General features: G+C 61.8%; 21 protein-coding genes, 1 tRNA gene and 1 riboswitch. Of the genes, 7 read left to right on the plus strand and 15 right to left on the minus strand.

Annotated features, from left to right (window positions below; genetic code table 11):
* The first annotated feature begins 224 nt into the window (after window positions 1-224).
* The 3 genes from GSQ75_RS14125 to GSQ75_RS14135 all read left to right on the plus strand — a co-directional run bounded on the left by GSQ75_RS14125 (window position 225) and on the right by GSQ75_RS14135 (window position 3,189).
* Complete coding sequence (locus tag GSQ75_RS14125; protein ID WP_158755500.1) at window positions 225-566, plus strand: hypothetical protein; 342 nt, start codon at window positions 225-227, stop codon at window positions 564-566.
* A gap of 305 nt (window positions 567-871) precedes the next feature.
* On the plus strand, window positions 872-2,026 hold the full coding sequence (locus GSQ75_RS14130; RefSeq protein WP_158755501.1) for a hypothetical protein: 1,155 nt from the start codon (window positions 872-874) through the stop codon (window positions 2,024-2,026).
* An 83-nt stretch (window positions 2,027-2,109) separates the two neighbouring features.
* A complete protein-coding gene (locus tag GSQ75_RS14135; protein ID WP_158755502.1) occupies window positions 2,110-3,189 on the plus strand; it encodes a hypothetical protein in 1,080 nt (359 codons plus the stop codon).
* A gap of 968 nt (window positions 3,190-4,157) precedes the next feature.
* Here GSQ75_RS14135 and GSQ75_RS14140 read toward each other — a convergent pair.
* The 6 genes from GSQ75_RS14140 to GSQ75_RS14165 form a co-directional block, all read right to left on the minus strand.
* Window positions 4,158-4,250: transfer RNA gene (locus GSQ75_RS14140), tRNA-Ser, on the minus strand.
* Window positions 4,251-4,327: 77 nt separating this feature from the next.
* Window positions 4,328-4,531 carry a carbon storage regulator CsrA gene (gene csrA / locus GSQ75_RS14145; RefSeq protein WP_158755503.1) on the minus strand — a complete coding sequence of 68 codons (204 nt, stop codon included), beginning with the start codon at window positions 4,529-4,531 and terminating at the stop codon, window positions 4,328-4,330.
* A 260-nt stretch (window positions 4,532-4,791) separates the two neighbouring features.
* The gene (gene alaS, locus GSQ75_RS14150) at window positions 4,792-7,419 is read right to left on the minus strand and encodes an alanine--tRNA ligase (protein WP_158755504.1); all 2,628 of its coding nucleotides are present in this window, start codon (window positions 7,417-7,419) and stop codon (window positions 4,792-4,794) included.
* A gap of 84 nt (window positions 7,420-7,503) precedes the next feature.
* Window positions 7,504-8,043 (minus strand): regulatory protein RecX, encoded by a 540-nt coding sequence (locus GSQ75_RS14155; RefSeq protein WP_158755505.1) that lies wholly within the window; start codon window positions 8,041-8,043, stop codon window positions 7,504-7,506.
* Between the two features lie 32 nt (window positions 8,044-8,075).
* Window positions 8,076-9,113 carry a recombinase RecA gene (gene recA / locus GSQ75_RS14160; RefSeq protein WP_077517076.1) on the minus strand — a complete coding sequence of 346 codons (1,038 nt, stop codon included), beginning with the start codon at window positions 9,111-9,113 and terminating at the stop codon, window positions 8,076-8,078.
* A 135-nt stretch (window positions 9,114-9,248) separates the two neighbouring features.
* The gene (locus GSQ75_RS14165) at window positions 9,249-9,758 is read right to left on the minus strand and encodes a CinA family protein (RefSeq protein WP_158755506.1); all 510 of its coding nucleotides are present in this window, start codon (window positions 9,756-9,758) and stop codon (window positions 9,249-9,251) included.
* An 89-nt stretch (window positions 9,759-9,847) separates the two neighbouring features.
* On the opposite strand from GSQ75_RS14165, the gene mutS reads away from it, so the two are divergent.
* The gene (mutS, locus tag GSQ75_RS14170; RefSeq protein ID WP_158755507.1) at window positions 9,848-12,424 is read left to right on the plus strand and encodes a DNA mismatch repair protein MutS; all 2,577 of its coding nucleotides are present in this window, start codon (window positions 9,848-9,850) and stop codon (window positions 12,422-12,424) included.
* Window positions 12,425-12,490: 66 nt separating this feature from the next.
* On the opposite strand, the gene GSQ75_RS14175 is transcribed toward mutS, so the two are convergent.
* The 6 genes from GSQ75_RS14175 to GSQ75_RS14200 form a co-directional block, all read right to left on the minus strand.
* Window positions 12,491-13,408 (minus strand): alpha/beta hydrolase, encoded by a 918-nt coding sequence (locus tag GSQ75_RS14175; protein WP_254058584.1) that lies wholly within the window; start codon window positions 13,406-13,408, stop codon window positions 12,491-12,493.
* A 126-nt stretch (window positions 13,409-13,534) separates the two neighbouring features.
* Entirely contained in the window at window positions 13,535-13,897 is a 363-nt protein-coding gene (locus GSQ75_RS14180; protein WP_158755508.1) for a hypothetical protein, read from the minus strand.
* A gap of 571 nt (window positions 13,898-14,468) precedes the next feature.
* On the minus strand, window positions 14,469-15,032 hold the full coding sequence (locus GSQ75_RS14185) for a response regulator (RefSeq protein WP_158755509.1): 564 nt from the start codon (window positions 15,030-15,032) through the stop codon (window positions 14,469-14,471).
* A 97-nt stretch (window positions 15,033-15,129) separates the two neighbouring features.
* Complete coding sequence (locus GSQ75_RS14190) at window positions 15,130-15,519, minus strand: RNA-binding S4 domain-containing protein (protein WP_254058585.1); 390 nt, start codon at window positions 15,517-15,519, stop codon at window positions 15,130-15,132.
* A gap of 28 nt (window positions 15,520-15,547) precedes the next feature.
* Window positions 15,548-16,141, minus strand: coding sequence for a response regulator (locus GSQ75_RS14195; protein ID WP_158755510.1), 594 nt, complete (start codon window positions 16,139-16,141; stop codon window positions 15,548-15,550).
* Window positions 16,142-16,219: 78 nt separating this feature from the next.
* The gene (locus GSQ75_RS14200) at window positions 16,220-17,113 is read right to left on the minus strand and encodes an AEC family transporter (RefSeq protein ID WP_158755784.1); all 894 of its coding nucleotides are present in this window, start codon (window positions 17,111-17,113) and stop codon (window positions 16,220-16,222) included.
* A 123-nt stretch (window positions 17,114-17,236) separates the two neighbouring features.
* Between GSQ75_RS14200 and GSQ75_RS14205 the strand changes: the two genes are divergently transcribed.
* The 3 genes from GSQ75_RS14205 to pnuC all read left to right on the plus strand — a co-directional run bounded on the left by GSQ75_RS14205 (window position 17,237) and on the right by pnuC (window position 21,356).
* Window positions 17,237-18,373 carry a phosphotransferase gene (locus tag GSQ75_RS14205; protein WP_158755511.1) on the plus strand — a complete coding sequence of 379 codons (1,137 nt, stop codon included), beginning with the start codon at window positions 17,237-17,239 and terminating at the stop codon, window positions 18,371-18,373.
* 33 nt (window positions 18,374-18,406) lie between these two features.
* Window positions 18,407-18,503: riboswitch (TPP riboswitch) on the plus strand.
* Between the two features lie 58 nt (window positions 18,504-18,561).
* Window positions 18,562-20,760, plus strand: coding sequence for a TonB-dependent siderophore receptor (locus GSQ75_RS14210; protein WP_158755512.1), 2,199 nt, complete (start codon window positions 18,562-18,564; stop codon window positions 20,758-20,760).
* Window positions 20,760-21,356, plus strand: a complete 597-nt coding sequence (pnuC, locus tag GSQ75_RS14215; protein WP_158755513.1) for a nicotinamide riboside transporter PnuC — start codon at window positions 20,760-20,762, stop codon at window positions 21,354-21,356. The genes GSQ75_RS14210 and pnuC overlap by 1 nt, the downstream gene beginning before the upstream one ends.
* A gap of 61 nt (window positions 21,357-21,417) precedes the next feature.
* On the opposite strand, the gene GSQ75_RS14220 is transcribed toward pnuC, so the two are convergent.
* The 3 genes from GSQ75_RS14220 to GSQ75_RS14230 form a co-directional block, all read right to left on the minus strand.
* Window positions 21,418-22,518, minus strand: a complete 1,101-nt coding sequence (locus GSQ75_RS14220) for a S41 family peptidase (RefSeq protein WP_158755514.1) — start codon at window positions 22,516-22,518, stop codon at window positions 21,418-21,420.
* 90 nt (window positions 22,519-22,608) lie between these two features.
* Window positions 22,609-23,274: a response regulator gene (locus GSQ75_RS14225; RefSeq protein ID WP_158755515.1), complete on the minus strand. Its 666-nt coding sequence runs from the start codon at window positions 23,272-23,274 to the stop codon at window positions 22,609-22,611.
* Between the two features lies 1 nt (window position 23,275).
* Window positions 23,276-24,682: an ATP-binding protein gene (locus GSQ75_RS14230; protein ID WP_158755516.1), complete on the minus strand. Its 1,407-nt coding sequence runs from the start codon at window positions 24,680-24,682 to the stop codon at window positions 23,276-23,278.
* Between the last annotated feature and the right edge of the window lie 110 nt (window positions 24,683-24,792).

Genomic DNA, 24,792 nt, shown 5'->3' on the forward strand with positions numbered 1-24,792 from the left:
CGGTCAATAAAGCTATACCTGAGTAACGGTTATAGGTAATTCAGGATTTATATCTATTTAATAGGTATTCTTGGATCGCGCTGAGATGACCTCAAACACAAAGTCGCAGATCAATCAGGGGGAAGCGATGAAGAATCGTTTCAAGCGAACGTATTCGTTGCGGGCCGTTGTAACGAGTCCGCACTAGACATAGCCAACCATCAACTTTGCTACGGAGAAATATCATGGACAACAACGCCATCAGTTTGATCGTCGAATGGGTTTACATCGCTCTATGTGTCTACACGTTTGTAGGCCTGCTTGGCCGCAAGCTATTCGCCAGCACGAAGCTGGGTTCGCTCTACAAGAAGTTCGTGAACAACACTGCCGACGGCATCATGCGCGGCAATGTCTACACCAAGTACATCACATGGCTCGTCCAGGCAGTCGTTCTATTCGTGGCCATCAGCACTGACGATCAGTTGCTGATCCTTGCCACAGTGCTCTATAGCGTCAGCAAGATCTTCATCTATACCGACGCCAAGCACCTGCTGGCTACGCGTGCAGCGGCCACACCGAGTGCGTAATACCCCATAACGGGGGCCTTTCGGCCCTCGCGTCATCCTGCCGCGCGAGATAGCTGTGAACAGGCGGCGGCTTCGTCTCCTGGCTGGTGTTCAGTTGGTTCAACGACAACGTCAACCCCGGCAGCAGTGTGCTGGGGTTGGCGGCACTGACGGTTGTGGTGGCTTCCCTTACTTGGCTGGGGGGGCGGGTAGCCGCTATGCGGGGATACCGCCTCGCCACCCAGTCGAAGGGTACGTCTGTGCCACATCGTGATCACCGAAGGATCGCAAGGCCAAGCTAAAACTAACGCAAAGGAATTCCATCCATGACAGCGCATAACCACGGTCGCCCCCCATCCGGAAGGGTGATCCTCTTGAGAGTCAGCCAGAAGGCACTATTGTTCGGCATCGCCTCGACGTTGGCCGCTTGCTCCGGAGGAAAAGTAGCGGCAGTACAGAATGCCGTTCTCCCGGCCGATCCCTCTTACAAAATCGGGCAGGCGTTCGACCATCGAAAAATCTGCACATCTACGAAGTGGGATACGGTCAAAGATGGCAGGGGCCGACTGATCGTCGAGTATCGCTGCGAACTAAGCGGTGTGGCGGACTACTACAAATCGCTTGACGATAAGAAGTTGGCCGCCTTGCAGGGGACTATCCAGGGCCTCGAAGGCAATTACATTGCTGGGATGACATCCCTGCAAACCAAGATTGACGGCGAGCAAAAGAAACTGACCGAGCTCAACGCAGGCATCGTGAATCCCGATGCCCAAGCCAACGTTGATGCTGACAAGATCAAGTTGCAAGACCAGTCCGAAGAATTGTTGGCACTGAAGTCCGGGGACGTGACCTCAATCATAAGCACGACAAATCGAGTAAGCGCCAGCCTTCCAACAGACTCGTTCAACGACGCAGATCTATCGACCATCGCCAGAGATGCGAGTGAGCATCTCTCGCTATCCACCAAGGCTGGCCAGAATGGCGCGCCGTCGGCGGAACTGACGAGAGACGAAAACGGGATCACATCAGCCAGTCAAAGTGCCATCTACGAGCTGCAAAGAAGTATCGGACTGCTGCAGTCAGGCATAGCTCAGAGTGCTGCAAGTATTCAGCAAGACAAGAATGACACGGCAGGAATACAGAACCGGATTGTTGATGTGTCTGCCCTCATCAAGTCTGACCAAGACGAGCTTGCAAAAGAAACGGCTGGCAAAGAGGACTATTTCAGGAACTTAGAAAAGAGTGTCGGCGCGCAGATTCAAGCGATTGGTCTGAACCCCGTCGTCAGAGGAGATGAGTTGTTTCAGTGGACAGTCGCCGATGACAACACACCCAGCTTAGTCTACGCAGGCGCTGAGATGGTTCACAAAGATGGCCACACCGATGATATTGCATACGGCTACAACTCTGTCGGAACTGCAATTCAGCTGATCGTCCAAAACTCAATGAACAATTATTCCCAGTACGAACCACAAATTTGAGTTTAATGGGCCAGCTGCAAATCCGAATGGCGTTCTGTGAAAGAAAACATCCGTCGCCGTGAATTCGGCGACGGATACAGTTGATGCACTTTCGCAAATGGTCAGCTGACTCCGACCGAAGAAGGATGTTGTTCATCGCGGTGTTCGCTTCGACGCCAGGCGGTCATGCGGAGTTACCTACCGCTCGATCCATTCCCAATGACTCATTGAAGGAAAATAGTTTAATGAAAACTAGGACACTGAGCCTCCTGTGTGTCATCGTCATTTGCGTTACCGTTGCCTTCCTTGGCTACCAGAGTATCAACTCCAACTCGGCATCCGGTGATGTAACGGTCCCAGTGGACAACAGCCCTGCTACCAATGGGACCACCGACCAAGACGCTAGGGCCCAGGTCGCCGCTACTCTGGCCGGCACAGTAAACGTGCCCGTGCAATCCGATGCGGTTCGACAGCCGACTGCTACCGCCGCAGCGGCCGACTCAGCGCAGGACATGGATCTACCCGCTATCGAAGCCGACGGTACAGGCGTGGACGGTCATCCCCTGTCGTTCGCAACCACCGACAGCAAGGTGGCCTGGCAGATAGCTGCTAAGAACGGCTCCAAGCTTATGCTGACGGTCACCGCTATCAACCACGAAGGTTATCCGGTCTATGCACTTACCTGTGCCAACGGCCGTTGCTCCAATGAAACACTGGGCGACCAGGGCACGGTGCAACAGGTATCGGTCGCTATGACGGATGTTCGTCAAGTCGACATCCATCGTTACGGCTACAAGTGCGATGTGATCTGTACGGACAAGGCAGGCAACATCATTGGCCGTCCTTCGACTTACCCACCGTCGCAGTGGAGCCAGTCGGCTACTCAGCCGCTGGCTGTCTTGGCCGCCATGAAGCGTGAAAACGGTAATTCGGATATCCCAGTGAGCGGGATCAATCAGGATGGCTTTCCGATCTACGACGCTTTGTGTGGCCTAGATGGTCAGTGCCATGACTCAGCGGGAAATCGTCAGGGTACTGTCAAACAGGTGGCTGATCAGTTGGAAGCAGTTGATCCTCAGGCTGCAGTGGATTACCACCTGACGTGCGCCGTGTTTTGTTCAGACGCCCTGAGCAACGTCGTGGGTCAGCCATCGCTACGAAAAAAGCTGACCTTGGCAAGCTAGGTCAATGCGTTGCCAGTGCTCGGCGTGTCAGCAAAAGAGATCGGCCCGATACTGTCCATTTCTTGCCTCTTAGGCAGTCAGCGAAACGGTTCATCGAAATGATCGCCTCGTATCACTTCTGGCTCGGCACGCTCGATGCTTGGCTCTCTGCTCATGAACCTCCCCTGCAGTGTCAGGATTGACTGATTGGGGTGAGATGTCTCCATCCCTTCGGATTTTTGCTTGCCAGCATAAAACCGGTCGTCGCCAGCTCTTCGGCTGGCGACTAAGGTTACTTGTCAGCCCTTGCCTACGGCGGTCTGTAAAAAGCGCACGGCTCGCCTGTGGCCTCGCGCACACTTTCTCTCTTGCGAGGAGTTCGGGTGTTGACCCGATCCCTTGTCGAGCGCTGGCTTAGTAGCCAGCACTGATAGTTAAAGCGTCTCGCCTCTCCCCTTCTTCTCTCCCGCCTCCCCCTCTCGCGCTCTCTCCCTCCACCCTCTCTTTAACCCCCCCTCCCCCCAAGCAACAGCGAAGCAAGAGCCTTCATTGAGCGGTGTGGGTCTAGCTCGGGCTATCCCCACTGACCAATCGGTCTAGCAAGAGCACAGCAGAGCAAGAGCAATAGCATTTGATTGGCAACTTACACCCCGCCGACGCCTCTGGTGATCCGCTACAGCAGGACGATACTGCCTTATGGTTACACAATGAGCTCAGCCAGACTTGCTCATGAACGTCACCACCTGCGTGGATAGCGACACGGAATGCGCAGCAGCCTTTTGGGGGCCTTCTCGGCTTTGCGAAGCTTCCAGAACATAGGCAACTCGCAGGCGTATCATCCTTTGATACTGAGCCAGGACCAAATTTGATCGGCTTCACCTGCCCAGCAACGACGCACCCCAAAGGACATGTTCTTCCTGGGTAGAGTCATGGGTAGAAAAATTCAGTCCACAAAAAAGCCCCGTATTTCAGGGGCTTATCTGCATATCTGGCGGAGAGAGAGGGATTCGAACCCTCGATAAGGCTTTTGACCCTATACTCCCTTAGCAGGGGAGCCCCTTCGGCCACTCGGGCATCTCTCCGGGGTTTTTCCCGCATTGCTGCGGAGCCGGCAAGGATACTGACCGGCGCGGTCAAGGTAAAGTCTTAAATACTGTGATCAGTGCTCGGCAGAGCCTTCCGGCACACTGCCACCTTCGGTTTCGCCCTTGATTCGCTGATAGATTTCTTCGCGGTGGACAGCAACCGTCTTGGGTGCATTGATACCGATACGCACCTGATTGCCCTTCACGCCCAGAACGGTAACGGTCACCTCGTCGCCGATCATCAGAGTCTCACCGACCCTGCGGGTCAGAATCAACATGATTTCCTACTCCATTAATGCTGTTGGTCACAGGCCTGCAGATCGGCGGCACCTCACCCCTGAGGCCATCCATCTGCAGTTCGACGATTGATCCGTCGAAGGCCCTACCGCCTTCCCGGCTCACAGCCAAAACACTCCTGAGCGTCCTGACTGGCGACGCCACCGTTATCGGCAGCGTCGACACTGCGTCGATACTAACTGAGCCTGATTCCCCTGCGCAATGCGCCTGGGTACTGGCAAATAGCCTATGCAGGCTGTGTTCACTGAGCGGCAATCCAATCCGGCAATGCCGCCAGGATAGCCGGCAGGTCAGCCGCGTCCGATCCACCGCCCTGGGCCATGTCAGGCCGGCCGCCACCCTTGCCATCAATCTGTGCAGCGACATGTGCAACCACACTACCAGCCTTGATCCGCCCGAGTGCCTTGCCATGCACGCCGGCGATCAGCGAGACGCGGCCATCTGCCGCACCGGCCAGCAGGATCACGCAGTCGCCCAGCTGCTGCTTGAGCTGATCCACGCTGTCGCGCAGTGACTTGGCGTCGAGGCCTTCCAGCCGCGCAGCGACTACCTTGATGCCACCGACATCCTTGGCAGAACCGGCCAGATCGGCGGTGGCGGAACCGGCCGCCTTGCTGCGCAGTGAATCCAGTTCGCGTTCGAGCTTCTTTTGCTTGTCGAACAGCTGGCGCAATTTTTCCACCGCGTCGTCGCCGCTGCTGGAAAGCAGTTGCGACAGCTCGCCCAGACGACGCTCCTCGTCGGCCACATAGGCCAGCGCGCCATCACCGGTTACCGCCTCGATGCGGCGCACGCCGGAAGCCACGCCGGCCTCGCTGGTGATCTTGAACAGACCGATGTCACCGGTACGGCCGACATGGGTGCCGCCGCACAACTCGGTGGAGAAGTCGCCCATCTTCAATACACGCACTTCATCGCCATACTTCTCGCCGAACAAGGCCATCGCACCGAACTCGATCGCCTGGTCGTAAGCCATGTTGTGCACTTCGGCGGCCGCATTACGGCGTACCTCGGCATTGACCATCGCCTCGACCTGGCTCAGCTCGTCGTGACTCATCGGCTTGAAGTGCGAGAAGTCGAAGCGCAGACGCTCCGGCGCTACCAGCGAACCCTTCTGCGCCACGTGATCGCCGAGCACCTTGCGCAAGGCTGCATGCAGCAGATGCGTCGCCGAGTGGTTGAGGATGATCGCCTGGCGACGCGAGGCGTCCACGCTGGCCTCGACGACGTCGCCAGTGCGCAACGGTTGTGCGCCCTGCCAGCGGCCAGCGTGACCGAAGAACACGCCACCCATCTTCAGCGTGTCGCTGACTTCGAATCGGCCAGCCGCGTTGAGCAGCTCACCGGTATCACCGACCTGGCCACCCGACTCGGCGTAGAACGGCGTGCGGTCGAGGATCAGCAGACCTTCCTCGCCCTCACCAAGCTGATCTATCTGCTTGCCGCCACGCACGATGCCAAGCACCTTGCTGTCCTGGCTGCACAGCGCCTCGTAACCGAGGAAAACCGTGGGCTTCAACTGGCTGGCCAGCTCAGCCGGCATCTGGCCTTTGGCCTCGAAGCGACCGGCAGCGCGAGCGCGCTCGCGCTGCTCGTTCATCGACCGATCGAAACCGTCCATGTCGACTTCAAGGCCACGCTCGCGCGCGATGTCCGCAGTGAGGTCAACCGGAAAACCGTAGGTGTCGTACAGGCGAAAGGCATCCGCGCCGGGAATGATCTTGGCGGATTTGCCAGCTACTTCGTCGAACAGGCGCATGCCGTGTTCCAGCGTCTCGCCGAAGCGCTGTTCCTCGGCACTCAGCGCTTCCTCGACGAAGGCCTGTTTCGCAGCCAGCTCCGGATAGGCCACGCCCATTTCCTCGACCAGCGGCGCGACCATCTTCCAGAAGAAATCACCGCGCACGCCAAGCATCCAGCCATGCCGCAGGGCGCGGCGGATGATCCGGCGCAGCACATAACCGCGACCTTCGTTGGACGGCAGCACGCCGTCGACGATCAGGAACGAGCAGGCGCGGATATGGTCGGCGATCACGCGCAGCGACTTGTTCGCCAGATCCCTGATGCCGGTGAGCTCGCCCGCCACACAGATCAGGTGTTCGAACAGGTCGATCTCGTAGTTGGAGTGCACGTGCTGCAGCACCGCGGCGAGTCGCTCCAGGCCCATGCCGGTGTCCACGCACGGTGCCGGCAGCGGCGACAGCGAACCGTCGGGTGCACGATCGAACTGCATGAACACCAGGTTCCAGATCTCGATGTAGCGGTCGCCATCCTCGTCGGGTGAACCGGGCGGCCCACCGGCGATGTCGGCACCGTGATCGAAGAAAATCTCGGTGCACGGACCGCACGGACCCGTGTCGGCCATCTGCCAGAAATTGTCGGAAGCAAACGGCGCCCCCTTGTTGTCGCCGATCCGCACGATCCGCTCGGCCGGCACACCGACTTCCTTGTTCCAGATGTCGAACGCCTCGTCGTCGGTGTGATAGACGGTGACCCACAGCTTGTCCGCCGGCAGCTTGAATACGCCGGTCAGCAGCTCCCATGCATAGATGATCGCATCGCGCTTGAAGTAATCGCCGAACGACCAGTTGCCGAGCATCTCGAAGAACGTGTGGTGGCGCGCGGTATAGCCCACCGCATCCAGATCGTTGTGCTTGCCGCCAGCACGCAGGCAGCGCTGCACGTCCGCTGCCCGGACGTATCCAGGTTTCTCGCTGCCGAGGAATACGTTCTTGAACTGCACCATGCCCGAGTTGGTGAACAGCAGGGTCGGGTCGCTGGACGGCACCAGCGAGCTGGACGGCACGATAGTGTGTCCCTTGGAGCGGAAGTAGTCGAGGAAGGTGGCGCGGATTTCGGAGGTTTTCATGCGGATCGTGGTGGCAGACAGTAGAAGGCCACACCGCGGGCGAGCCGCCCGACCGCTCAATCCATCATCCCTGGATGATGGATTTCAGGAATCTTCGTCGGCAGCTTCGTCCACATCGGCGTGGGTAACACTCCGTACTGTGGCGGCGGCAAAGCCGCGGCGCAAGAGGAATTGCGCCCGACGGGTGCGCTCGGCGGCATCGGCTACACCTGCCTTGCCATAACGGCGGCGCAGCTGGGCGGCGGCGGAAGCGTCCCAGTCGACCTCGGCTGCGTCCAGCAGCTCGCGAATGCGCGCATCGCCCAGACCATGGCTTTTCAGCTCCACGCGCAGCCGCATCGGGCCGTAGCCCTGGGCGATCCGGCCGCGCAACAGCACTTCGGCAAAGCGGTCGTCATCCTGATAATGCTGCTCGCCGAGACGGTCGACCGCGGCGCTGGTTTCCTCGCCCTCGTAACCACCCTGACGCAGCTTGGTTTTCAGCTCCTTGCGCGAGTGTTCACGGCGCGCCAGCAGACCAAGCGCCTTGTCGTAGGCGCTGCGCTTCGGCTTGGCCGGGTCGTCCTTGCCGGGCGGGCGTTTCATGAACATGCAAACGGACATGGCCCGGGCAAGCCGGGCCATGTTTTCCGCAACAGACTGCTACAAGTCACCGCTCACGCTTCCTCGAGCGCCTCTTCCGGTGCCGCGGCGGCAGGCTTGCCGACCGGTACCAGCAGGCGCTCGCGCAGCAGCTTGTCGAGCTCGTTGGTGATCGCCGGGTTGTCGCGCAGGAACTGGCGCACGTTCTCCTTGCCCTGGCCGATGCGGTCACCGTTGTAGCTGTACCAGGCACCGGATTTGTCGATCAGGTTCTGGGCCACGCCCAGCTCGATGATCTCGCCTTCGCGCGAGGTGCCCTCGCCGTAAAGGATCTCGAACTCGGCCTGGCGGAAGGGCGGCGCCACCTTGTTCTTGACCACCTTGACGCGGGTTTCCGAACCGATGATCTCGTCGCCCTTCTTCACCGCGCCGATGCGACGGATATCCAGGCGTACCGAGGCGTAGAACTTCAGCGCGTTGCCGCCGGTGGTGGTTTCCGGACTGCCAAACATCACGCCGATCTTCATGCGGATCTGGTTGATGAAGATGACCAGGGTGCCGGACTTCTTGATGTTGGCGGTGAGCTTGCGCAGCGCCTGGCTCATCAGACGGGCATGCAGGCCGACGTGGGAGTCGCCCATCTCGCCTTCGATTTCGGCCTTCGGCGTCAGCGCGGCGACCGAGTCGACCACGACCATGTCGACCGCGCCCGAACGCACCAGCATGTCGGCGATTTCCAGCGCCTGCTCGCCGGTATCCGGCTGCGACACCAGCAAGTCGTCGACCTTGACGCCCAGCTTTTCCGCATAGGTCGGGTCGAGCGCATGCTCGGCATCGATGAACGCGGCGGTGCCGCCGGCGCGCTGGCAACTGGCGATCGCCTGCAGGGTCATGGTGGTCTTGCCGGACGATTCCGGCCCGTAGATCTCGACCACGCGGCCACGCGGCAGGCCGCCGACGCCGAGGGCGATGTCCAGCCCGAGCGAGCCGGTGGAGACCGTTTCGATCGCTTCGTTGACGCGGTCGCCCATGCGCATGATCGCGCCCTTGCCGAACTGCTTTTCGATCTGGCCGAGGGCGGAAGTAAGTGCCTTGCGCTTGTTGTCATCCATCGTCTTGAATTCCGGTTGGTCTGTTAATGGTGAGCATGATGCCCGGAGCGGGTCTCACGGGCTGCGATCTGTCAGATCGGCTGGACACCGGCAGTATCCCATACCGGTCAAGCCAGCCTGACCGCCCGTGCCAGCTCATTCCGTCAGCGTTTTGCTCAGGCCGATGAGCGCGGCCGCCACGGTCTGCCGCCTGACTGCCTCGCGATCGCCCGGAAAATGGAACAGCCGCGCATGTCCGTAGCCACCGCGGCGTTTCCAGCCGATCCATACCGTGCCCACCGGCTTGCCCGGCGTGCCGCCCGATGGTCCGGCTATCCCGGTCACTGCCACCGCCACGCCTGCCCCAAAGCGCGCCAGCGCACCGGAAACCATTTCCAGCACGGTTTCCTCGCTGACTGCACCAGCATGCTCCAGCGTACGCGGATTGACCCCGAGCAACGCCTCCTTCGCCTCGTAGCTGTAGGTCACCACGCCAGCGTCGAACCAGGCCGAACTTCCCGGCAGATCGGTCAGCGTCTTGGCGATCCAGCCGCCACTGCAGGACTCGGCCGTCACCAGCATCAGCTTGCGCTGCTCGACCTCGGTCGCTACCTCGCCAGCCAGCACCAGCAACTCGGCATCGGTAGGAACGGATGACAACTCCATGCGAGACTCCCAGACTTGAATGAGCTTTGCGCCGCGCGCAGGGCCACTGTTTTACCCGTTACGCGCGACCACGCCAAGACTTGTATTGCATGAGCCAAGACGATCTGACCCAGCACACCCCGTTCATGCGTCAGTACCTTTCGGCCAAAGCCGAACATCCGGAGGTGCTGCTGTTCTTCCGCATGGGCGATTTCTACGAGTTGTTCTATGACGATGCGCGCAAGGCAGCGCGACTGCTCGACATCACGCTGACCCAGCGCGGGCAGTCGGCCGGGGCGCCGATTCCGATGGCCGGCGTGCCGTATCACGCGGCAGAAAATTACCTTGCGCGACTGGTGCGGCTGGGCGAATCGGTGGCGATCTGCGAGCAGATCGGTGATCCGGCGCTGGCCAAGGGCATCGTCGAACGCAAGGTCGTGCGCATCGTGACGCCAGGTACGGTCACCGACGCGGCCCTGCTGGAAGAGCGTCGCGACAACCTGCTGCTGGCGATCGCAGCGGGGTTGAATGGTGCGTATGGCCTGGCCTGGGTCGACCTCTCCAGCGGCCGCTTCCTGCTCAGCGAAGTGCCGAATGCCGAAGCGCTGGCCGCCGAACTGGCGCGGCTACAGCCAGCGGAAACGCTGATTGGCGAGGACGTGGCGTGGCCGAAGCTGGTCAGCAGCCTGCCCGGCCTGCGCAAGAGGCCACCGTGGCATTTCGACAGCGATGCGGCAAAGCGTGAGCTCAACCGTTTCTTCGGCACGCGCGATCTCGGTGGTTTCGGTGTGGACAACCTGCCGTTGGCGATCGCGGCAGCCGGTTGCCTGCTCGGCTATGTCGAGGAAACCCAGAAAAGCGCACTACCTCACCTCAGCGGCATGGCGGTCGAAAGCGCCAGCGAGACGATCGCACTGGATGCGGCGACGCGCCGCAATCTCGAGCTTGACACGCACCCCAGCGGCCGCACCGAACATACCTTGCTCGGTGTGCTGGACGAGACGGTGACGCCGATGGGCGCGCGCCTGCTGCGCCGCTGGCTGAATCGCCCGATGCGCTCGCGCGAACTGCTGCGTCGACGCCATCAGGCGATCGGCACGCTGATCGACAGTCGCCGCTACGAATCACTACGTGAACAATTACGCGGTATCGGCGACCTGGAACGCATCCTCGCCCGCGTCGCATTGCGCTCAGCGCGGCCACGTGATCTGTCCACCCTGCGCGACGGCCTCGCCGCCGCACCGATGTTGCGCGAACAGATCGCAACATTGGACAGTCCGCTGTTGCACGCGCTGGTCGAGCGCATCGGCGATCACGCCGAGACAGCCGCCCTGCTCGCTCGCGCCATCGTGGCGCAGCCACCGGTGCTGCAGCGCGACGGCGGTGTGATCGCCGATCAGTACGACGCCGAACTCGACGAGCTGCGCCGGCTATCCACCCACGCCGACCAGTATCTGGTCGAACTGGAGGAGCGTGAGAAGGCTGCCAGCGGCATCAGCACGCTCAAGGTTGGCTACAACCGCGTGCACGGCTACTACATCGAAATCACCAAGGCGCAGTCGGACAAGGCACCCACGCACTACACGCGCCGGCAGACCACGAAGAACGCCGAGCGCTACATCACCGAGGAACTGAAGACGTTCGAGGACAAGGTGCTGTCGGCGAAGGAACGCTCGCTGATGCGCGAACGCGCGCTGTATGAGGCGCTGCTCGACACACTCACGGAAAAGCTGGAGACGCTGAAAGCTGCTGCCGATGCGATGGCCGAACTCGACGTGCTCGCCACGCTGGCCGAACGCGCCGAAGCGCTGGACTGGGGCGCGCCAGAACTCACCGATGAGCCAGGTATCGCGATCGAGCGTGGCCGTCACCCGGTGGTCGAGAAAGTCCGCGACGAGCCGTTCGAACCGAATGATCTCAAGCTCGGCGACGCGCGCCGCATGCTGGTGATCACCGGCCCGAACATGGGCGGCAAATCGACGTACATGCGGCAGAACGCGTTGATCGTGCTGCTCGCGCATATCGGCAGCTATGTACCGGCCAGTGGTGCGGTGATCGGCCCGATCGACCGCATCTTCACCCGCATCGGCGCCGGCGACGACCTGTCGCGCGGCCAGTCCACCTTCATGGTGGAAATGAGCGAGACGGCGAACATCCTGCACAACGCCACCGAGCACAGCCTGGTGCTGATGGACGAGGTGGGCCGCGGTACCAGCACCTACGATGGACTTTCACTCGCACGTGCTGCCGCCGTGCACCTGGCACGCAACAGCCGCGCCTACACATTGTTCGCCACGCATTACTTCGAGCTGACCGAACTGGCCGGCGAGTTCCCTGCGATCGCGAACGTGCATCTCGACGCGGTGGAATACGGCGAGCAACTGGTGTTCATGCATGCAGTGAAGGACGGCCCGGCAAACCGCAGCTTCGGCCTGCAGGTCGCCGCGCTCGCGGGCCTGCCAAAGTCGGTGATCGCCGACGCGCGACGTACCCTGGCCGAGCTTGAACGTGGCACGCACAACCACGCGTCAATCAACAAACCCGCTGCCGAAGCTTCACCGCAACTCGGCCTGTTCGCTCCCGCACAGCCATCAGCAGTCGAGCGCGCACTGGAAGAAATCGATCCGGATGCGTTGACGCCGCGCGAAGCGCTGGACGCACTGTACCGGCTGAAATCGCTGCCCTGAATTCACCCAAGTTCCTGGCGCAGGGATTGCGCATGTCGCGACGCTCTGCTGCTGGATGGACGAAGGCTACAAGAGCGCGGCAGGCGATCCACCGCTGGATGCAGCTTTTCGGTGCGCCTGGATAAAGGTCAGTACGTCATCCAGCGTATGCGCATGCCCGCGTAGCGGCCGGGACATCGAAAACAGCAAGTCCGAGTGGCCCACACCTGGGTAAAGCTTCAAGGTCACGTCCTCGTGCTGCGCCTGCATCGCGCGCGCCAGCGATTTGCTGTTCGACGGATCGACTTCGTGATCGGCGGTTCCGTGCAATAGCAGCATGGGCGGTTCGGCACCGTGCGCGAACGAAACGGGTTGTGCGCGACGCTGCTCGGTCGCTGTCTTGCCGAACATGCCGATCATGTCCGTTTCCTTCGCCGCGATCGGCACGAAGTCGTAGACGCCGGCCAGGCCGATGAATCCGGCCAGATCGCGAGGCTGCATGCCCTGCGCCTCCAGCCACGCAGGATCGGTCGCCAGCAGGGCGGCGATCTGGCCGCCTGCCGAGTGACCCATCACGAAGATGTCCTGTGGATCGCCACCGAGCTGCCCGGCGTGATCGCGCGTCCATGCCACCGCGCGCGCGGCGTCCTGCATGAAGCCATCCATCTTCACGCTGGGGTATTTGCGGTAGTCGGGAATCACCACAATCACACCGTGCGCGGCCAGCGCGGCACCGGTGAAGCGATACCACTGGCGCTTGCCGCGCATCCAGTCACCGCCATAGAAAAAGACCACGATGGGCGCATCCTTCGCATGGGCGGGGCGATAGACGTCCAGCGCCAGATGATGCTGCGCGTCGAACACGATGTGGCGTTCGGCGTCGATGCCCTTGTGCTCGTCGGTCGTATTGAGTCCGGCAAACAGGAAGGCGTGGCAGCCGCTCAAGAGCAGTGCTGCGCCGAGTACCAGCGACAGCAGGAGACCGTTTGTCCGGTGTGTGCTCAAACGAAATCCCAGGTTATCGGAAACCCCAACGACTGCTGGTTTGACAGCCCAACAATGAGCCTCCTCGTGCAGGCACGAGGAGGCTCAGACCAGCGGATAAACCTACGCGTCTTCCAGGTCAGCAGGTTAACCCGCCTTGCGCTGCCGATGGATACGGCGGCTGTCGTGGTTCTCGGACTTGTTGAGATTTTTCTGCTCCTGCTTGGTCAGGTGGCCGTTGTGCTTGGCCTCATCGGCACTCTCACGCTGTGCGATGTTGGAGTCCTGCTTTTCGTCGCGCGCTTCCTGCTTCGCGTTGATCTGGCCATCTTTCACGCCGTTCTGGATGCGGTTCTGCTGGTTGTCGAGGCGCTGATTGACCTCATTCACCCGCGGATGCCCTGGAACCGTGGCGTCCGGTGTCGCCTGCGCCATGGCCGCACTGGAAGCAAACGCGGCGGACACCAGCAGACCCATCAAGCTGAAGCGCAAAGTCGTCTTTGTATTCATGAGTAACACCCTCGTTCATGTTAATTGGCAGGATTGGACATGTATCGAAGAGAATTGCATCGGCGCCCCGATGGAAATACGGCATCCGTGTACCTTGCCTCAAGCTCAGACTGAATCATCCGCGGTCGAATACCGAGAACCCCTTCCCCCGCGTAGATCCAGACAGTCGAGTCATCTGGCTGGCACAACAAGGGGAACGGCGTGACCTTGAATCGCGTTGACCGCCACCTCGACTGCCCCGGTGCCTGTTCAGCCACCGTTGATGCAGGCGGCAGGCCGGCGATAGTCACTGCTATCGGAAGCATCCACACGGCTGCATGCGACCCGACGAGCCGTTCCGGCTGATGAGTGATAGTCAGAAACAGCCACCGCTCGGCAATATCGCCGCCGCGATGCAGGGCGTACCGGAAGACGGAAGAAATCGTGCGTCGTCGGCTTGGTCACTTCGCCAAGGCCGACCCGACCTACGCGGCGGGTGTGGCCAAGGCACTGGGCATCGGCCCTGATCCACGCGACTGGATGGAAACACGTCGACGATCCGGGTATGGATCGTCGGCTAAACACGCATCGCTCAGATTGCCAGACTTTGCAGACTGCCTGGCTTGACGTCATGCATCATGGCGAGCGCAAGCATCTGCTCGAACGCGATATCGCGGGCTGCCAGACGACCCGAACGAATCAGCTGATCGATGCAAATGGCCACCTCGTTCCGCCCGAACGGCTTCTTGATGAAGTCGTCGGCGCCGAAGCGCTGCACGTAGAACTGCTCAGTCGCCTGCGGGTTGCCGCTGATCATCACGATTGGAATAGGCCGGGTCTGCGGATCCTGACGCAGAGAGCGCAGCACGGAGAAACCGTTGATGCCGGGCAATACGATGTCGAGGAAGATCAACGCCGGCAGCTCGTTGCGTGCCAGTTCGATCGCGCTCTCGCCATCCGGTGCCTTGGTCACGCTGTAGCCGTCCTGGCCCAGCATCTTGCCCAGCACGGCGCAGATGGTGGGTGAATCGTCGACGACCAGTACTCGGGAGCCCGATGCCATCTGCAACCGCAAATTCACTCGCTGCTCGTCGCTCTTGCCGCCGAGCAGGCGTTTGAAGAAGCCGATGCCGTTTCTCAGTGCGAGTCCGTCCATGTCAGCCCCCATGTCGTTGAAGGTCGCGCAACCGGCGCGACCAGTGGATTTGCGCCAATGCTCCCGCAGATCCGACCGGTATTCTGGGATGCACTGCTCAGCGTGAGTCTTTCATCCGACGCAATTGACGGCGCGCATGCTTGTCCGGGCGCTTGATCGGGCCGCTCATGCCGATCAGCTGACGTTGCTCACGTGCGGCTTCGCGAGCCATGCGGCTCACTTCGGTCTCGCAATACAGTCCTTGCGCGGCGCTGGCCGGGCCGCGCCGGTCCGACAACAGCAGCACTTCGACTTCCAGCCGTTCCTCGCCGCGACTGATCCTCAGGCGATCACCGGCATGCAGCATCTTCGCCGGCTTGCAGCCGGCATCGTTGACGTCGATCTTGCCACCGTCGATTGCCTGCTTGGCGAGGCTGCGCGTCTTGAAGAAGCGTGCGGCCCACAGCCAGACATCGACACGCAGCTCCGAAATCGGATCAGCCTTCACCTTGCCCGGATCCGGCTGGCTGGCCAGATCAGGAATTTCCGGGCGGCGGCATGATCAGGTCATGCGGATCCGGCATGGCGATGTCCGGGATCGCCGCGTGCTCGGCCTCGGTGTGTTCCGGCTCACTCGGTAGCGCCACTTCCAACGCACGCTCCTGCACCACCAGGCGACCGGTTTTCGTCAGGTGCTGGATGCGCGCAAACACCTCGCCACGACCGAACGGCTTCTTCATGAAGTCGTCGGCACCGAAGCGCTGTACATAGAACTGCTCGGTCGCCTGCAGGTTGCCACTGATCATCACGATCGGAATGTGCCGGGTCAGCGGATCGCGTCGCAACGTGCGCAATACCGCAAAACCGTTCATGCCAGGCAGGACGATGTCCAGAAAGATCAGGTCGGGGCATTCCTTGCGCGCCAGTTCGATCGCGGTTTCGCCATCAGGTGCCTTGGACACCACGTGGCCGTCCTGGGTCAGCATCTTGCCGAGCACCGCGCGGATCGTGGCCGAATCATCCACTACCAGCACCCAGGCCCCCTTGGGCACACCCGGACGGGGCGCCGCGCGGCGGTCAGCGGGCCCGGTATTTCCGAAGAGCCGCCGGATCAGTTCAAAACCTGCCATGACAGGATCCCCTTACCCGTTCATGAGATGACGATTAGTCTCGGCGTACTGGCGATCCGGCGCAAGCTGGCATTGTTCCTATTGCCCAAGCCATAGATTGCCCAGCGGTATGGTCAGCAGCGACAGCACGATCCCGGCGCCCAGCACGGTATTGGCCAGTGCCGGCTCGAGGTTGTACTCGTCCGCCAGGATCGCCGCAGAGACCATCGGCGCCATCGCCGCCTGCAACACGCCGACGGTAAGCACCAGGCCGCCCACGCCAGTCGCCACGCCCATCGCCCAGCACAGCAACGGCGCCAGGAGCAGCTTCCAGCCGAGTCCCCAGCTGAGCGCGCCCAGCTGGCGCCCGCCGGGATGGAACTTGAACTGCAAGCCGACCGAGAACAGCGCCAGCGGCGTCAGCGTGGCGCCGATCGGCGCAAACACCCCGTGCAACAGTTCCGGCCAGCCACCGCAGGCACCCGCCACGATGCCGACGATCAGCGCGACGAAGGCGGGGAAGGTCGCGATGCGCCGCAGGATCAGCAACGGCTCCGGCCTGCGTCCCGCATAGATCGAGGCCACCACGATACCGGCCGAGGCGAGCAGCGGAAACGCGCCGAGCTGGTCGGCCACTACTGCCAGCGCAAGTCCTTGCTGGCCGTGCAGCGCCTGCATCAGCGGGTAACCCATGAACGAGGTATTGCCCAGACCACAGACCAGGATCAGCGCGCCGGTGCGTTGCCTCGACCAGCCAAGCCGGGGTCCGAGCAGGCCGAACAGCATCCATGCACCGCCGAACGTGAGCACCATTGCCGCCACCGGAAACCAAAGCTGCGGATCGAACTTCACCTTTGGGATCAGATCCAGCACCAGCGCTGGGAGCGCCACGTTGATCACCCACCAGTTGATCCCCGCCACGATGCCCGATGGCGGCTTCGCAAAGCGCGCCACCAGCACGCCCAGGATCAGGCAGACGAACAGCAGCAGCATTGCACTCATCGAACACAGCACACCGTTGGAAAGGCACCCCATTAGACGCGATGCCACACTTGTCCGGAAGCGTGCCCTGCATCCTTTCGGGGATAATCGCTATCCGCCCCTCGCCGCCAGCCGATGAACGATCCCATCCACCTCGCGCACGGACTGGCCGGTGACAACACACCACCGGACTGGCCCACGCTGACCACCCCCGAGGTCGACACGCTGTTGCGCGGCTATCCGCAGTTCGGCGCACCCACGCGCATCGACTGGCACAGCCCGCGTCCGCTGTCGGCCGCCTGTCTGGTTGAGACGACCCGTGGCGTCGTCTTCATTAAGCGCCATCACCACAGCGTGCGTTCGGTCGCCACACTCCGCGAGGAGCACAACTTCATCGCCCACCTGCGTGCAAACGGCATGCCGATACCGATGGTGCTGCGTGATGTGCAAGGGCAAACCGCGGTGGCGATCGGCGACTGGATCTACGAGGTACATGAACATGCCGCTGGCATCGATCTGTATCGCGAGGCGTTCTCATGGTCGCCGCTGCCGAACCGTGAACACGCGCTCAGCGCTGGCCGCATGCTGGCTGCGTTGCATGACGCAGCAGCGAACTACCAGGCCACCCAGCGCGACACCCACCTGCTGGTCGCACGCAGCGAACTGATCACCTCATCCGACCCGGTCGCCACGCTGCAGGCGCAACTGCCGCAACGACCTGGTCTGGCCGATTATCTTGGTGATCGCGACTGGAGAACGGATCTAAGCCAACTGCTCGTGCCCTGGCATGCCGCTGCACGACAGCGGCTGGCGCAACAGCCTCGACTATGGACGCACGGCGACTGGCATGTCTCCAACCTGTGCTGGAGTGACGACCGCGCAGACGCACGTATTTCCGCCGTGCTCGACTTCGGTCTCGCCGCCGCCAACTACGCGCTGTTCGATCTGGCCACCGCGATCGAGCGGAACGCGATCGCATGGCTGGCGCTGGATACCGGCGATGCGGCCGTGCACCTCGACATCGCCCGCGCGCTGATCGAAGGCTATCGGCAACAGCGGCGGCTGGATGCCGCAGACATTCATCTATTGGCTGGCCTGCTGCCGCTGGTGCACGTGGATTTCGCGCTGTCCGAGGTCGAGTATTTCCACACCATTACCCACTCACGCGCCAACGCCGATGTGGCCTACGACAACTTCCTGATCGGCCATGCAGCATGGTTTGGCACGCCGCCGGGACAGGCCCTGCTGCAAGCCATCCGCGACAGTGCCTGACCCAGCCAACAACCATTCGTGGTTCAATACACGTTCTTGAAGCGGGGGTGCCCGGTGTCTGCCGGGCTGAGAGAGTCCCTTGGAACCTGATCCGGTTAGTACCGGCGTAGGGAGCTTGCTGATCCAGCACGTCCGTCCGGACGTGCGGATCGCCGTCGCTTCGTCCGCATTACAGAAGACGATTGACGATGGCTTCACTCCGTATTTTCCACGCCCGCACTTCCCTGTTTCTTGCCTGCCTGTCACTCATGGCGATTGCCCATGCGCAGGACAATGCCACCACCATGAACACTGCCCAGACACAAGCCACGCCGCTGGCGCCGGTCCATGTGCAAGCAAGCAGCACGCAGGGCTATCACGCCAACAACGCAGAACTTGGCGGCCTCGGCAACGCGCCGCTGCACGACACACCAGCCGCAGTCACCGTGATCACCCGCGACCAGCTCGACGATCGCCAGCCGCGCACGCTGAGCGAACTGGCCCATGCCGATGCCGCCCTTGGCGACAACTACGCGCCGGTCGGCTACTACCAGGAGATCGCGATCCGCGGCTTCGCGCTGGATCTGGCCAGCGGCTTCCGCTTCAACGACCTCAGCATGGCCGGCGAACAGTACATGACGTTGGAAGACAAGCAGCAGGTGGAAATCCTCAAAGGTTTGGCTGGTCTTGAAGCAGGCGTCGTCGAGCCCGGTGGCCTGGTGAATTACGTCAGCAAGCGCCCGGCCGATGTGCACACCGTCACCGTCGGCACCGATTCGGAAGGTTCGCGTTATGAGGCGCTCGATGTTGGCACGTGGCTGACACCGGATTTCGGCGTGCGTGTGAACGCCGCCCACGAGGACATGAACTCCTACGTGCAGCATGCCGATGGCCGCCGCAGCTTCCTCTCGCTGGCCGCCGACTGGATGATCAGCTCGAACGCCACGCTGCAGCTGGACACCGATTACCAGACCAGCGGGCAACGCTCGGTCTCCGGCTACCAGCTGCTCGGCGGCACGGTGATTCCGCCCGACCCCAGCCGCAGCCGCATGCTCGGCTTCGAGCCGTGGCAGCAACCGGTCGGCATCCACGCCAGCAACAGCACGCTGCGCTTCAACTACCAGTTCGATGACAACTGGCAGGCGCAGGTATCGGCCGGCCACAGTCATGTGGTGATCGACGACAACGTCGCCTTCGCCTACGGCTGCGCGTACTCGCCGGACTGCGCCAGCGGTGCCACCCCAAGCTGGTTCTTCGCCCCGAACGGCGACTACGACGTCTACGACTATCGCAGCCCCAACGACAACCGCGAGAACGACGAGCTGCATGCGGTACTCAAGGGCACTTTCGACACCGGCGCATTCACGCATGAACTCAGCGTCGGCGCCAGCACATTCCGCCGCACGCTCAACCAGCGTCCCTACGTCTACGACTACGTCGGCACCGCCAACATCGACGAGGTCAACCCGCCTTACTTCGCACCATCACCGAACCAGCCCGGTCCATCGGCACGCCGGCTGGACAGCTGGCAGCGCTCGCTGTTCGCGCTCGATCGTCTGCACCTCGGCTCGCAGTGGCAGGTACTCGCCGGGGGTCGCTATGTGGCATTGAATGAGAGCGCCTTCGACGACAGTGGCGCACTGCAACGCCACACCGTGGAGAACAAGCTGCTGCCGCAGGCGGCGGTGCTGTGGCAGCCGACCGCCGCGCTGACGGCCTATGTCAGCTACAGCGAAAGCCTGTCACTGGGTGGCCAGGCGCCGTGGTGGGCATCCAACGGCAACGACGTGCTGGCGCCGCTGCTGGCGCGCCAGGCTGAAGCCGGCGTCAAGTACGAATGGAGCGATACACTAAGCCTGCAGGCCGCGCTCTACCGCATCCGTCAGCCGTACCAGTTCGCGCAACCGGACAACACCCCGGAGGGCTTCACCTTCGTGCAGCAGGGCAACGAGGTGCATACCGGGCTGGAACTCAACGCCGCCGGCCAGCTAAGCGAAAACCTGCGCCTCACCGCCAGCGCCAACCTGATCCAGGCCCGCGCCGAGGACACCGGCACACCCAGCTACGAAGGCCACCAGATCGTCAACGTGCCACGCCTGCGCACGTCGGCGTACCTGGACTACCGCCTGCCGTTCGCACCGGACCTCAGCCTGCTCGGTGGCTGGCGTTACAGCAGCTCCAATCCCGCCACGCCGAACGGCCTGGTCAGCGTGCCGGCCTATAACGTGTTCGATACCGGCCTGCGTTACGTCACTTCGTGGAACGGCCACGCGATGACCTGGCGATTCAACATCGACAACGTGTTCAACCATTTCTACTGGCGCGACACCGGCACCTCCGAAGGCGACAGCTATCTGTTCCCGGGTGCGCCACGACTGGCACGGCTCTCCGTGAGCTTCGACCTCTGATGTCCTGGATCGAACTCATCGGCGCCCTGATCAGCGCCTGGGCCGTCTGGCTCACCGCCAAGCGCAAGCCGTGGTGCTGGCCGATCGGCCTGCTGTCGGTGGTGATCTACACCTGGATCTTCGCCGACGCGAAGCTCTATTCCGACGCGCTGCTGCAGGTCGCGTTCGGCGTGCTGATCGTCTATGGCTGGGTCCGCTGGCTGCAGAATCTGGACGACGACGGCCTGGTCCAGGTCGCGCCGCTGCCGACCGCACAGGCCAGCGCGCATCTGTTGATAGGTGCCGCTGGCGCGCTCGCGCTCGGCTTCGCCATGCACCGCTGGACCGATGCCGCCCTGCCCTGGCTGGACGCGGCGCTGACCGCCTACAGCCTGGTCGCACAATGGTGGCAGGCGCGCCGGCATATCGCCGCGTGGTGGTTATGGATCGTGGTCGACGTGATCTATGTGGGCGAGTACGTCTACAAGTCGCTGCTGATCACCTCGGTGCTGTATGCCGGCTTCATCGTGCTGGCAGTGATCGGCTTGCGCAGCTGGAAGCAGGCTGTTGCCAGGCCTATCCCGATCAGTGAACTCAGCCCTCCTGCGAAGCTCTGACCCGCGCTTGCGCAGGATCAGAGCTTCATCGCAAGAGGTCGCTTGAGCACTACCCTGCGCTTCAATCCAGCTCGTGCAGCCGCTCCTGCAGTTTCTTTTTCCAGTCGGGATCCTTCTCGGCGGGAATAAGAGCTTTCAAGGCGGTTATCTGCGCGATGTCGAGTGCGTTCTTCGCTGAAGCCTTGATATCCGGCACGATGCCCACCCCTTCCCAATCCGTATGCGTGATCGGGTTGATCGGTCGACCGGAGGGAACAAACATCATGAAGTGCGCATCCAGGCGATGCGGGCTGCCCGCATGCGCACCGCCGCCGGTCGTCTCGCCGATCAAGGTCGCACGTTTGTTGTTCTTCAACGCATAGGCGAAATCTTCGCAACCGGAAAACGTATCGCTGCTGGTCAGCAGATAGAGCTTGCGCGCCTCGCCATACTTCGTGCCCGCCACGCTGGCCTGGGTCCAGCGTTGTTCGGTGCGGTTCTCGTCGCGCCAGTAGACGTCGTTGAGGTGGGTGGGCTTGTCGTACAGATAGCTGGCAAACAGCATCACGGATTCCGGATCTCCGCCGCTGCAGTGACGCAGATCGATGACCAGGGCCTTGGTATCGCCGAGCAAGGTCATGGCGGCGGCGATCCGCGTAGCCACCCCCTGCGGCCGACCGAACTGATGCAGGTCGATATAGCCGATATCGCCCTTGAGACGGTCGACGCCGCTGAAGCCGAAATTGAAATGGCTCTCGTCGGCCAGTTCCGCAGCCTTGTCGACGGGCGAATCGTCCTGATCCGACTTCGGCGATATCGCGTCTTCGAAGTAGCGCACCACCAGGTGCTGGTCGTGGCTATCGCGCTGCAGCGCGTCGGTGAGCGTGTCGGCGAATTTCTCGGCGCTGGTCACCGAGTCGAAATCACCGTGCAGCAGTTGTGCGCGCAAGTCCTTCCCCATCACCGCGGCCTTGTCGGGAAAGACGTAGGCGCGATCGAGATTGACAATGATGCCGTCGATCACTTCGCTGCGTGTGGACTTGTCCACGGTCATGTCTTTCTGCGGCGGCCCCGACTGGGCATGGCCGGGCATGCCGAACAGCGCGAACCCTGCCACACCCAGCATACCGGCACCGGCCAGAATGGCGACGCGTGCCGTCTTGGTCTTTCGCTTTGTATCCATCTGCGCACTCCTCGTTGGGATCTTCATCGGTAACCGATGAGTCCAGCGTCACAAAGGAATGTGGAGACATTGTGGGGATGCAGCGATGCCTTACAGCTCGAACCGGTAGCCGAGTCCGTAGACGGAATGGATGACCTCGACATCGGGCATCGCCGCGGCGAGTTTCCGGCGCAGATTCTTGATGTGGCTGTCGATCGCGCGGTCGGCAACATCCAGATTGTCACGACTGGCCAGGTCCAGCAGTTGCGCCCGCGAATAGATGGTGCCCGGACGCTTCACCATCGCGGCAAGCAGGCTGTATTCCGTCGGCGTGAGGTCCAGCAACTGCGAGTGGATGCGAACGCTGCGTGCGGCATCGTCGATCTCGACCAGCCGCGCATCGTCGTCCGGTTTGCGCGAGCGGCGCAGAATGGCCTTGATGCGTGCGACCAGTTCGCGCGGACTGAAAGGCTTGCACAAATAGTCATCAGCGCCGACTTCCAGGCCCAGCAACCGGTCGATCTCCTCCACCTTGGCAGTGACCATGATGATCGGCACCTCGGAAAATTCGCGCACCGTCTTGCATAACGCCACACCATCCAGGCCGGGTAGCATGATGTCCAGCACGATCAGATCCGGTGGCTTGCGTTGAATGCCGGCTAGCGCTTCGCGGCCATCTGCGACGACCTCGGCCTGGTAGCCTGCTGCTGTGACGTAATCGGCAACGATGGCTGACAGATCGCTTTCATCTTCCACGATGAGTATTGTTGCAACCATCTCAACCTTCCAGCTTCAGGATGATGGTGGCCCGCAGGCCACCTAGCGGCGATGGGCCGAACTCCAGACGGCCTGCATGCGCTTCGAGAATCTGCCGGCTGAGCGCAAGCCCCAGCCCGGCACCACCCAGCTGCCGGTTGCGTGACGCTTCAACGCGAAAGAACCGCTCGCCCAGGTGATCGAGCGACGGCGCGGGTACGCCCGGCGCGGAATCCTCGATCACAATGTGCAGCTCATCGCCGATGACTACGCCGGCGACCCCGATGCGGCCGCCCGTAGCGGTGTAGCGCACGCTGTTTTCCAGCAGATTGGTCACAACCTGGCCAATCCGGTCGACATCGCAGTGCACGATCGACCGGGTGGGTGGCGCGCCAATCGTTGTGGTCAGCCCGGCGAGGCGAAATTTTTCTGAAAAACCGTCCCATACGTTCTGCACTGGTTGCCATGCGTCGCTGGCGACCATGTGGTATGGCAACTGCCCGACGTCTGCGCGCGCGAGTTCATGCGGCTCATCGACCAGTTTCGTCAACGACAACACTTGCCGCAGCATCAGCGCGATATTTTCGGGTGTGGCGGTACGGATGCCGTCCTGCAAGGCCTCGATCTGCCCGCGCAACACGGTCAGTGGTGTGCGCAATTCGTGCGATGTATCGGCAACCCATTGCTGGCGCGAACGTTCCGTGTCTTCGAGTTTCGCGGCGAGCTGATTGAAGGTATCGGCCAGTTCGCCCAGTTCGTCGCTACGGCTGATGTTCAGGCGGGTATCGAACTGCGACTTGCCAAGGCGTCGCGCACCCTCGACTAGGTGCCTGACCGGCTTGCGAAAGTGCCCAGCCAGCAAGGCTGCCGCCAGCGCGCTCAATAAAACGCCGATGAGCGCGATGACGAAGAGGTTTCCTTGCTGCTCGACCAGAAAAGCAACCGCTAGCTCATCGTCGGGATTTTGTGATTTGGCAAGAACGAGGTATCCGACCGTCCTGCCGTCGACCACGAGAGGCCGCTGAATTGTATCGATGGAAGCCGCCGCGATCAGAGCCGGACTGGCAACGGCACCCGCCAGGTAGCGCCGGTCCGGATCCAGCAAACCGATCCGGTAAGCCAGACTTGGCGAAGATGACAAGGCGCCAGGCATCCCCGGCTGATCCTGCTGTGAACGCAGCAACGCTTCCCGCAACCACGCCTCGCGCGCTGTGGTATCGACGGGCAGGAACGACCAATCGCGATGCTGCCTATATTGCGCCGATAGCGTGCTGACCAAACCGCCCACATGCTCCAGTTCGGTATTGGGTGCGCTCTGCGAAAAATTGTCGGACAACTTCCAGCGAACCAGTTCCACGCCAACCGCGGCCACCGCCAGGAAGGACAGCAGTACGGCAAAGAACAAGCGGTGGCCAATGGAAACCTTCAAGCGTGTCGGCCTGCGAACCACAATCGCCGCAAGCTAGTGGAGATCGCCGGCGCTGGCAAGAAAGGGCAGAATGCGGCTAGAAGGCTTATCCCATCCCGGGTCCGTCCGAC

Origin of the sequence: Dyella sp. S184 (assembly GCF_009766065.1) — a bacterium.
GTDB lineage: Bacteria > Pseudomonadota > Gammaproteobacteria > Xanthomonadales > Rhodanobacteraceae > Rhodanobacter.

Excerpts from the sequence above, each read along its gene's own strand:
- GSQ75_RS14125 (WP_158755500.1), top strand. The coding sequence starts at position 225 with ATGGACAACAACGCCATCAGTTTGATCGTCGAATGGGTTTACATCGCT.
- GSQ75_RS14130 (WP_158755501.1), top strand. The coding sequence starts at position 872 with ATGACAGCGCATAACCACGGTCGCCCCCCATCCGGAAGGGTGATCCTC.
- GSQ75_RS14135 (WP_158755502.1), top strand. The coding sequence starts at position 2,110 with ATGCACTTTCGCAAATGGTCAGCTGACTCCGACCGAAGAAGGATGTTG.
- csrA (WP_158755503.1), bottom strand. The coding sequence starts at position 4,531 with ATGTTGATTCTGACCCGCAGGGTCGGTGAGACTCTGATGATCGGCGAC.
- alaS (WP_158755504.1), bottom strand. The coding sequence starts at position 7,419 with ATGAAAACCTCCGAAATCCGCGCCACCTTCCTCGACTACTTCCGCTCC.
- GSQ75_RS14155 (WP_158755505.1), bottom strand. The coding sequence starts at position 8,043 with ATGGCCCGGCTTGCCCGGGCCATGTCCGTTTGCATGTTCATGAAACGC.
- recA (WP_077517076.1), bottom strand. The coding sequence starts at position 9,113 with ATGGATGACAACAAGCGCAAGGCACTTACTTCCGCCCTCGGCCAGATC.
- GSQ75_RS14165 (WP_158755506.1), bottom strand. The coding sequence starts at position 9,758 with ATGGAGTTGTCATCCGTTCCTACCGATGCCGAGTTGCTGGTGCTGGCT.
- mutS (WP_158755507.1), top strand. The coding sequence starts at position 9,848 with ATGAGCCAAGACGATCTGACCCAGCACACCCCGTTCATGCGTCAGTAC.
- GSQ75_RS14180 (WP_158755508.1), bottom strand. The coding sequence starts at position 13,897 with ATGAATACAAAGACGACTTTGCGCTTCAGCTTGATGGGTCTGCTGGTG.
- GSQ75_RS14185 (WP_158755509.1), bottom strand. The coding sequence starts at position 15,032 with ATGGACGGACTCGCACTGAGAAACGGCATCGGCTTCTTCAAACGCCTG.
- GSQ75_RS14195 (WP_158755510.1), bottom strand. The coding sequence starts at position 16,141 with ATGGCAGGTTTTGAACTGATCCGGCGGCTCTTCGGAAATACCGGGCCC.
- GSQ75_RS14200 (WP_158755784.1), bottom strand. The coding sequence starts at position 17,113 with ATGCTGCTGCTGTTCGTCTGCCTGATCCTGGGCGTGCTGGTGGCGCGC.
- GSQ75_RS14205 (WP_158755511.1), top strand. The coding sequence starts at position 17,237 with ATGAACGATCCCATCCACCTCGCGCACGGACTGGCCGGTGACAACACA.
- GSQ75_RS14210 (WP_158755512.1), top strand. The coding sequence starts at position 18,562 with ATGGCTTCACTCCGTATTTTCCACGCCCGCACTTCCCTGTTTCTTGCC.
- pnuC (WP_158755513.1), top strand. The coding sequence starts at position 20,760 with ATGTCCTGGATCGAACTCATCGGCGCCCTGATCAGCGCCTGGGCCGTC.
- GSQ75_RS14220 (WP_158755514.1), bottom strand. The coding sequence starts at position 22,518 with ATGGATACAAAGCGAAAGACCAAGACGGCACGCGTCGCCATTCTGGCC.
- GSQ75_RS14225 (WP_158755515.1), bottom strand. The coding sequence starts at position 23,274 with ATGGTTGCAACAATACTCATCGTGGAAGATGAAAGCGATCTGTCAGCC.